Origin of the sequence: Methylophaga sp. UBA5088 (assembly GCF_002414625.1) — a bacterium.
GTDB classification, from domain to species: domain Bacteria; phylum Pseudomonadota; class Gammaproteobacteria; order Nitrosococcales; family Methylophagaceae; genus Methylophaga; species Methylophaga marina.
Map to the genome: position 1 here is coordinate 34,779 of NZ_DIAC01000051.1, position 8,822 is coordinate 43,600.

At 45.2% G+C, this 8,822-nt stretch carries 7 protein-coding genes; 2 read left to right on the plus strand and 5 right to left on the minus strand.

Features of this window, described 5'->3' with window-relative positions; genetic code table 11:
* The 4 genes from mutL to B4K20_RS07045 all read right to left on the minus strand — a co-directional run.
* Positions 1–1,653: DNA mismatch repair endonuclease MutL (gene mutL / locus B4K20_RS07030; RefSeq protein ID WP_289282383.1), on the minus strand; the 1,653-nt coding region annotated here is incomplete at its 3' end.
* Between the two features lie 33 nt (positions 1,654–1,686).
* The gene (locus B4K20_RS07035) at positions 1,687–3,033 is read right to left on the minus strand and encodes an N-acetylmuramoyl-L-alanine amidase (RefSeq protein ID WP_289282384.1); all 1,347 of its coding nucleotides are present in this window, start codon (positions 3,031–3,033) and stop codon (positions 1,687–1,689) included.
* A 98-nt stretch (positions 3,034–3,131) separates the two neighbouring features.
* On the minus strand, positions 3,132–3,587 hold the full coding sequence (gene tsaE / locus B4K20_RS07040) for a tRNA (adenosine(37)-N6)-threonylcarbamoyltransferase complex ATPase subunit type 1 TsaE (RefSeq protein ID WP_289282385.1): 456 nt from the start codon (positions 3,585–3,587) through the stop codon (positions 3,132–3,134).
* Between the two features lie 9 nt (positions 3,588–3,596).
* Positions 3,597–5,078, minus strand: coding sequence for an NAD(P)H-hydrate dehydratase (locus tag B4K20_RS07045; protein ID WP_289282386.1), 1,482 nt, complete (start codon positions 5,076–5,078; stop codon positions 3,597–3,599).
* Positions 5,079–5,123: 45 nt separating this feature from the next.
* Here B4K20_RS07045 and queG point away from each other — a divergent pair, with 45 nt between their 5' ends.
* Together queG and B4K20_RS07055 are read left to right on the plus strand one after the other, a co-directional pair.
* Positions 5,124–6,194 (plus strand): tRNA epoxyqueuosine(34) reductase QueG, encoded by a 1,071-nt coding sequence (queG, locus tag B4K20_RS07050; RefSeq protein WP_289282387.1) that lies wholly within the window; start codon positions 5,124–5,126, stop codon positions 6,192–6,194.
* A gap of 54 nt (positions 6,195–6,248) precedes the next feature.
* Positions 6,249–8,186, plus strand: a complete 1,938-nt coding sequence (locus B4K20_RS07055) for a methyl-accepting chemotaxis protein (RefSeq protein ID WP_289282388.1) — start codon at positions 6,249–6,251, stop codon at positions 8,184–8,186.
* Here B4K20_RS07055 and B4K20_RS07060 read toward each other — a convergent pair.
* Positions 8,187–8,822 (minus strand): sensor histidine kinase (locus B4K20_RS07060; RefSeq protein ID WP_289282389.1); only part of this gene is annotated, 636 nt, incomplete at its 5' end.

Sequence of the window (8,822 nt, forward strand, 5' to 3'; positions counted from 1 at the left end):
AGACGAGAATAAGCCAGTCAGTAAGGCGGGATCAAGTTTCTGATAGCAGTCTGTTTTATCGATTTTATTATTTAACACGCATTCAATAATAGATTTCGCCTGTTCAGGACTATGAACCGGGTTATCTGGTAATAACTGCATTAATGCATCTGTTATTAATGAGGCATGATCACTGTTTTGAGTTTCAAGTACAGTGGCTAAACGATGAACCAATTCTGGAAGGCCGACTTGTGATAACAGAAAGGGGATACGTTTAATGGTCAGAGTCTCATTGTCGGTTTCAAACTCAATACCGAACGCAGATAAATCTGTTTTATAGCGTTGGAATTGGCCGATTTGAGCAGTAGAAATAGGCAAGCGTACAGGCACTAAAATCGGTCTGGAGGTCAGGTTATTCTGAGCAATCGCTTGTTTAAGTTGTTGCTGGCGAATCTTTTTGTCTGCTCGTTGCAGATCAATCAATGCTGGCTCTGGCGTATTCAGAACCATAAACCGGCCATGTAAGATTGAGGCTGATGACCAATTAATGGTCTCAGGTAATGACTTAACAGCTTTAGCCTTGTCTACAGATGTGCTTTCTGCCTGATAAGTTGATGCTTGCTCATTCACCTGTTCGGAATCTGGCAAACTTAACTCTGTCTGGAGCTGATCTGGTGCCGGTGTTTCTGCTATAGCCTCCTGAATGGCTTTGTTTATCAGGCCGTGAATCAAACGTGCATCTCTAAAACGGACTTCATGTTTCGTCGGGTGTACATTGACATCCACTCGGTCCAGAGGCATGTTCAAATACAGTACGTATGCTGCCTGACGTCCGGGTGGAAGCCAATCTCCATAGGCCTGGCGTATTGCATGATTAATCACCCGATCTTTGATGACACGACCATTAATAAAAAAGTATTGCACATCGGTTTGAGCGCGATGGGCAGAGGCTTTACTCACCCAGCCTGATAAATGAGTATCTTCAAAGGATTGTTCTAGATAGTTGGCCTGACGAACAAAAGCCTGACCACAGATTTTTGCCAGTCGTTGAGGATATAAATCGGCTGATTTGAGTGCGGGTAGTTTGATATAACTTTGCTCATCAAAGCGTGCACTGAACCCAATATCAAATCGACTCAAAGCGAGTCGATAGAAAGTTGTCATTAGATGATGAAGCTCTGTTTTATCACTTCGCAGAAAGCGGCGACGCGCGGGTAAATTAAAAAAGAGCTCTGCTACGCTCACGGTTGTCCCATCAGGATGAGCAGCAGGTTCCGGCTCTAGCTTATCGGATCGCACTTGCCAGGCACATGGCTGTTCTGCTTGTTTTGAGGTGAGACTCAAACGTGTGACAGAGGCAATACTGGGTAAGGCTTCACCGCGAAACCCCAAGCTGCCAATCACACTGAGTTGTTCGCTACTATGTAATTTACTGGTGGCATGCCGGCTTAAGGCAAGTGCTAAATCATCAGGATGAATGCCAGCGCCATTATCAGTGACTTTTATAAGCTGACTGCCCGCACCCTCGATCACGATATCTACTTGAGTTGCACCAGCATCAATACTGTTTTCAACAAGCTCCTTAAGTACTGAAGCTGGGCGCTCTACTACTTCGCCAGCAGCAATTTGGTTGGCTAGGTGAAGAGGTAGGGCGTGAATTCTAGTCGCGTTCATACGTTAAAGTTTAACGTATGAACGCCAAGAGGTTTAGGGGATTTTTAAGACATCGCCAACGTGAATTTCGGAAGAGGCCAGATTATTCACTGATTTGATATCTGCCATCTTCACGCGATAGCGCTGAGCAATCATGCTCAGAGTATCACCGCGACTGACAATATGTTGTTGTGGCAGGCTAGTGCCGGGAATCGGGTTTTGTTGGAAATAATTACGAATGCCGACCATCATGGCGTGAGCCAATTTATTCTGATGGCTAGCATTTTTGAGTTTCCTTTCCTCTTCTGGATTAGAAATAAAGGCTGTTTCGACTAGAATAGAGGGGATATCAGGTGATTTGAGCACCACAAAAGCAGCGGATTCGACGTGTTTTTTGTGAACATGACCGACACGTTTAAGACCTGACAAGACAGTCTGACCGACTTCCAAACTGCCTTCCAAGCTGGCTGTTTGAGACAGATCAAGTAAGACCGACGCCAATAAATCATCCTTATCTTCCAGGCTGATGCCTCCGGCTAAATCAGCCGCATTTTCTCTGTCTGCAAGAATCTGCGCTGCTTCACTACTCGCACCACGACTGGATAAAACATAGACAGACGATCCTCGGGCTTTGCGATTGGTGAAAGCATCAGCATGGATGGAAATGAACATGTCAGCACCGTTTTCCCGAGCGCGGCGGATACGCTGTCGCAAACTGATAAATACATCACTGTCTCGGGTTAAATACGAACGCATTCCTGGCTCTTGATCTACCAGTTTGGCCAGTCGTTTACCGATAGCAAGCACCACGTCTTTCTCTTTAGTGCCGTGAGCTCCTACTGCGCCAGAATCCTGACCACCATGTCCAGGATCGATGGCTACAACAATATCTCTGCGCGGTAGAATTTTATTGGTTTTGATGACTTTTTGTTCTTGTTCAACCTTATTCTGAGCAGCCTCCGAAGGCGTGTTCAAGGCTTCTTCTTTGACTTCAGCAATAGATTGTTTGAGTTGTTGCTGTGTGTACAGAAGATCAACCACTAAGCGGTTAGGGTAGTTTTTCTGCGGTGGTAGCGTTTGGGTTTGGTATTTCACTTCATGAGCTAAATCCAATACCACTCGTAACGTATTTTGATCATAGGCGGCATAGCGCACAGCTTTTATTGGGGTATTTATCAACGATGGAATCGTCAACTTATCACGTTGTTGAAAGCCTTTTAAGTCAATGACCAGACGATCGGGGTTGGCTAAAGTAAATGCGTTGTAACTGACTTTGTTATCAAGATCAAATACTAAGCGTGCACTCTGATTATCTGAAGACACGCGCAGACCTTGAATGGCATCAGCCCATGTTGGCGCTGTAAAAAATAGCAGAAAAAAACTTAGTAGGAGACGGACCATCTCAACACCCTTATGATCACTTGGCCGTTATTTTCTCTTTGCTTAAAATTAAAATCAAGTTTTCTTTCTAAATAAATGAGATACAAGGGAAAGTTGAACTATTTGTGAAGTTTTCCACAGACTTCTTCACCCAAAGCTGTCATTGCTTGAATATCTACCTGTCTTCCGGTTGATTGGTACGATAAGTGAATCATCAGATCTGGCGCTGGTAAAAAATCCTGACCGCGTTGCGCCCATTCAATCAATGATATGGCATTGTTATGAAAGTAATCATCGATACCCATAAATTCAAGCTCACCGGGATCGCTGAGACGATATAAATCAAAGTGGTAAATATCCCTGTGATCAAGCTGGTAGTGTTCAACAAGAGTATAGGTGGGACTTTTGACATTACCCTGATGCCCAAGCGCTTGCACAAAGCCTCTGGTGAAGGTCGTTTTTCCTGCACCCAGTTCACCTTCAAGATGAATGGTGAAGAGCTTGTCAGGCATCAGCATGGCAAGGTCTCTACCTAGGCTGATGGTCGCTTTTTCGTTATCAAGATATCTATGCACGTTCTTTTCTTATTTTAAATTCAACAGATGACGAAGATGAGGTAATAAGTCTAATGCCAGTAATCCCCGTTCTCCATGTTCTTTGGCTGCTCTGTCAGCGGCCATACCATGAAGTATGACACCAAGGCTGGCAGCATCAAAGAGTGATATTTTTTGTGCAAGTAAGCCACCGATAATACCGGTCAATGCATCACCCATTCCCCCACTTGCCATACCAGGATTGCCTACCGTTGATACTAGTGTGGTGCTGCCATCACAAATCAATGACCCTGATCCTTTAAGCACAACAACGCCTCCGTATTTCTGCTGAATAAGTTTCACAGCATGAAAGCGGTCTGCTTCTATTTCACTGCTGCTCATACCCAACAATCTGCCTGCTTCACCAGGATGAGGCGTCAGAATCCAGTTTGATTTGTAAGCAGGACGCTGACTGAGTAAGTTCAGGGCATCTGCATCCATGACCATCGGTTTTTCTATTTCAAGAAGCGCATTAAACATAGGGTTAGACCAGGCATCTTGACCTAAGCCCGGGCCAAAACTTATTACTGAGGCTTTCTCTAATAACTTTGCTAAATCAGTCGCTGAATCTATTGCGCTCACCATTAACTCAGGACGGTCTATATTCAGCCAGTGAGCATGCTCAGGATGTGTGGCAACACTGATAAGTCCTGCTCCAGTGCGGGCTCCTGCTTCAGCACAAATTCTCGCAGCACCTGACATGCCACGATTGCCACCCACGACCAGTAAATGACCAAAGTCCCCTTTATGGGCTGAACGCGCTCTTGGTTTTAATTGTTGTTTATAGTGCTCGAAGCGGGCGAGTTGGCTTGATGTAGGTAATGTTTTATATAGGCTCTCTGGTGTTTCTAAATCATCAAAATAAATGCGTCCGCTATAGTGTGGACCGTCTCCCGTGAACAAGCCTTGGTTCAATCCCAGAAAGCTCACGGTGATATCCGCTTTCACAGCGATGCCCATGACTTTTCCGGTATCCGCATTGAGGCCTGAGGCGATATCGATCGATAAAATGCGAGCCTGAACCGTATTATTGATGGCGGCGATAGCTTCTGCATAATGACCTGTTACAGGGCGATCCAAGCCTGTACCGAACAGCGCGTCAACAATGACATCGGTCTCCGCAACTTGACCACTAAAAGCTTGAGGCTTATGACCTGTACTTAAAAAGCCTTGTCTCGCATGGGCGGCTTCATCACTCATTTTATCAGGCTGACCCAGCTCGATAAGGTCGACAAGGAAACCTTTATTAATCGCCTGATGAGCAAGGTCATACCCATCCCCACCGTTATTCCCTGCTCCGCAAAATACGGTGATATGTTTGGCTTGCGGCCAAGACCTCATCAAAATATCCAGTGCGGCTTTTGCTGCACGAGACATGAGTTCGCTACCGCTAATGTGATGGTCTTCAATGATGGTGCGATCAATTTCACGTGTTTGCGCGGCAGTATATAAACGATCCGGCAAGATGTGCATAAGTCGATCCCCTCTAATTCAATCCCGACAGCTTATAATAGGTTTATGGACAAACAAAACACTGACATCGAATGGCAGGATTTTATCTTACGTATGCAACGTTGGGCGCGTTCGCTGGGATTTCAGGCGCTGGGTGTCAGTGATCTTGATTTGTCAGAGGCAGATCAGCGATTACAAAACTGGCTGGAAAAAGGCTTTCATGGCGACATGGGCTTTATGGAAAAGCATGGTAGTAAACGGACTCACCCAACCCAATTAGTTGAAGGCACAGTCAGTATTATCAGTGTCAGAATGGATTATTGGCCTGGGGAAGCAGCCGAGCCCTGGTCCGTGCTTGATGATGATGAGAAAGCCTTTATTTCCCGTTATGCTTTGGGTCGTGATTATCATAAATTGATGCGAAAACGCCTGGCCAAACTTGCCCAGCACATTCAAAAAGAAGTCGGCGAGTTTGGTTATCGTGTTTTTACAGATAGTGCACCGGTGATGGAAAAAGCAATCGCGGAAAAAGCGGGGCTGGGGTGGATAGGCAAACACAGCAATGTGCTAAATCGTGATCATGGCTCATACTTTTTCCTGGGTGAAATTTATACGGACTTACCATTGCCACCAACACAGTCAGTAGCCGCTCACTGCGGTAGCTGTACCGCCTGTATCGATATTTGCCCAACAAAAGCCATTGTAGCACCCTATGAAGTCGATGCACGTCGATGTATTTCTTACTTAACCATTGAATTGCGCGATTCGATTCCGGAAGAGTTCAGACCCTTAATGGGGAACCGGATTTATGGCTGTGATGATTGCCAGTTGGTCTGTCCATGGAATAAGTATGCTCAGGCGACCACAGAGTCAGACTATTCACCCCGTGAGGGTTTAGATGCGCCGCAGCTTGTTGATTTATTTATGTGGTCAGAACAAACCTTTTTGTCACGCCTGGAAGGAAGTCCTATCCGGCGAATTGGCTATGACTGCTGGTTACGGAATATTGCTGTTGCTCTGGGTAATGCCCAAACCAGTCCGTCAGTCATTGAGGCATTAATGACTCGTTCAAATCAGGTGTCAGATATGGTCCAAGAGCATATTGATTGGGCATTACAGCAGCATAAAATGTCATAAAGCTGTCATTGATACACTTTACACTCAGCGTGTTTTTGACTGCTGAGAAGTTAAGTGAAGTTATCGTTTGTATCCCGCCTGATTAGTTTTGTTATTGTTTTTGCACTCATATTATCGGCTGTTGTTGCTGTCTGGGGTTGGTATCAACTCGATAAGCCTTATCAAATCACTCAGGAATTTAAGCAATATCGAAATGTGTTTGATATTGATACACGTATTTTGCTGGAACGTTATTTAGCCTCGGGCCAGGCCAATTTACTTCAGGATGCAGAAAATCAGCTCGATGCAATGAAAACAAAAACGTTTGACTGGCTGAGTGAGTCGGATAATACAGCCATACAGAGTGGTATCGATGCATTGCAGTCAGAAGTTCAACAAGTGCGCTCTGCAGGCAAACTTTCAGCTAATCCTCAAACCTTGTTAATGAATAACGAGCGGGAACGTAACGGTGACTTACTGAGCTTGAATCGTTACGCAGAAAAAGCACAATCTACCCCAGCATGGCAGATTGCGGATTTTCTGCAGAAGCTGGTGGAGCTTGAGCATAGCCTGAATCAAATCTCTTTATATCGACAGCGATATCTTGAGACCCAGGATAAAGCGATTGAGAAAACCTTATTGGACGAAAATCAGCATTTCGCAGAGTTGGTTAAGCAACTGGAAGCCATGCCGCGATTTGGTATCTACACAGAGGTAGATGAAGAGGCATTAATTCCACAAGAGCCCGATGAGATCGGCGAGCTCAGTATTGCTTCTTTACATAGCCTGACTCAGCGTTACGAAAAAGAACTCCGCAATACCCAGGCCATGCAGCAACAAGTCACGGCAAGCAGAGAAGACTTGAATCAAGAAATGCTGGCTTTTCAAGCGATGCTGGCTGACTATGAGAGCAAAATTAGCCAGATAAAGGCGGATATTACGCAACGCTTGCAGTGGCTAGTATTGCTGGCTCTTGTCTTTATTATCCCCGCGCTTTGTCTACAGTTTGTGATGCAAAATCGTTTGATGCGTTTTTTGCTCAAACTTGATGGCTTTTTTAAAGCCATGCTTGCTGGTTATTATCAGCAGAGCTTGACTTCTGAACTGGCTTTTAGTGAGACCAACTCCGTTGTCGAGGCAGCACTTCACTTGCAGCAGTATCTCGGCGACTTGATTGATAAATTAGACCATCAGGCGCAAACGTTGATTAACGCCAGTCGAACCTTGCAAGAGGAGTCCGAAGCTACTTCGACACTGACACAACAGCAACAACATACGACTGATCAGGTGGCTACTGCTGTTATGCAGTTGTCATATTCATTTAAGGAGGTCGCCAATAACGCGATAGATGCATCAGAGTTTGCTGGGCAAGCAAACGAAGCCACATATTCAGCTCGGCATAAGCTCAGCCTGGCATCAACGGCGACACAACAACTTGCTATGGATTTACTTGATGCAGAAACGGTTATTCATCGCCTTGAGCAAAACAGTCAAAATATTCAGTCTGTACTGGAAGTCATTCAGGGGGTGGCAGAACAAACCAATTTATTAGCATTAAATGCGGCTATTGAGGCCGCCAGAGCTGGTGAACATGGCAGAGGTTTCGCCGTTGTGGCAGACGAAGTTCGATTGCTGGCATCGAGAACCACTGAATCAACGGAAGAAATTAAAGCGATTATTGAGCAACTCGCTACTTCCGGCGCGGAGGCGACCAGTATTGTTGGTCGCCAAAGTGCTGCCGCAAAACGTTGCTCAGCGCAGACCGATGACGCGAATCTCGCCATGGCACCCGTTGTTTCGGCAATGGATAATATTACGCAAATGAATTCATCGATTGCTACGGCCACCCAACAGCAAACGGCGACCGTTGATGACATTGCCCGTGCGGCAGAGCAGATTAAATCAAGTTCAATTGATGTGAATCAACATATTGTGGGTATTGGTCAGTCTGGAAGAGGCTTAACGACTATCAGTGAAGAGCTGAAACTATTAGTGCTGGCCTTAAAGCAGTGATCAGGATACAGGCTGAGCAGCCAATGGCAGTTCAAACCAAAAGGTTGAACCAAGCTGTTCTTTACTTTGATAACCAATTCGTCCACCCATTGCTTCAATGAGTTTTTTGGTGATAACCAGGCCTACACCACTGCCTTCTGTTGTCGAATTTTCTTGCCCTAATCGAGAAAAACTAGAAAACAATAATTGCTGATTTTCATGAGAAATACCTGACCCGGTATCGATCACCAGCACACGAAGTGAATCTGTCTGCTTTTTATACTCCAGCATTAAACTGCCTTCCGGTCGGTTATATTTGATGGCATTACTCAACAAATTAATCAGGATTTGTTTTAAGCGCATAGGATCAGCATTGACATAAACCTTGGGATCGTCGGCGATAAAGAGTTTGATTTGTTTCTGACTGGCTAAGCTATCTACCAGCGACAGACAATCTGTGACGGTGTTGCCCATATGGGTGGGCTTTAATTTTAAATCCAGATGACCACTTTCCACTTTTGCCAGATCAAGCACCTGATTAACTAATGTTAGTAGGTGCTTACTTGCTTTCATGATGTGGTCAAGGCTCTCGGCCTGTTGCGAATGTGGGGGCGATTTTGGGTCAGTTCTGAGTAATTGTGTAAAACCCAATATGGC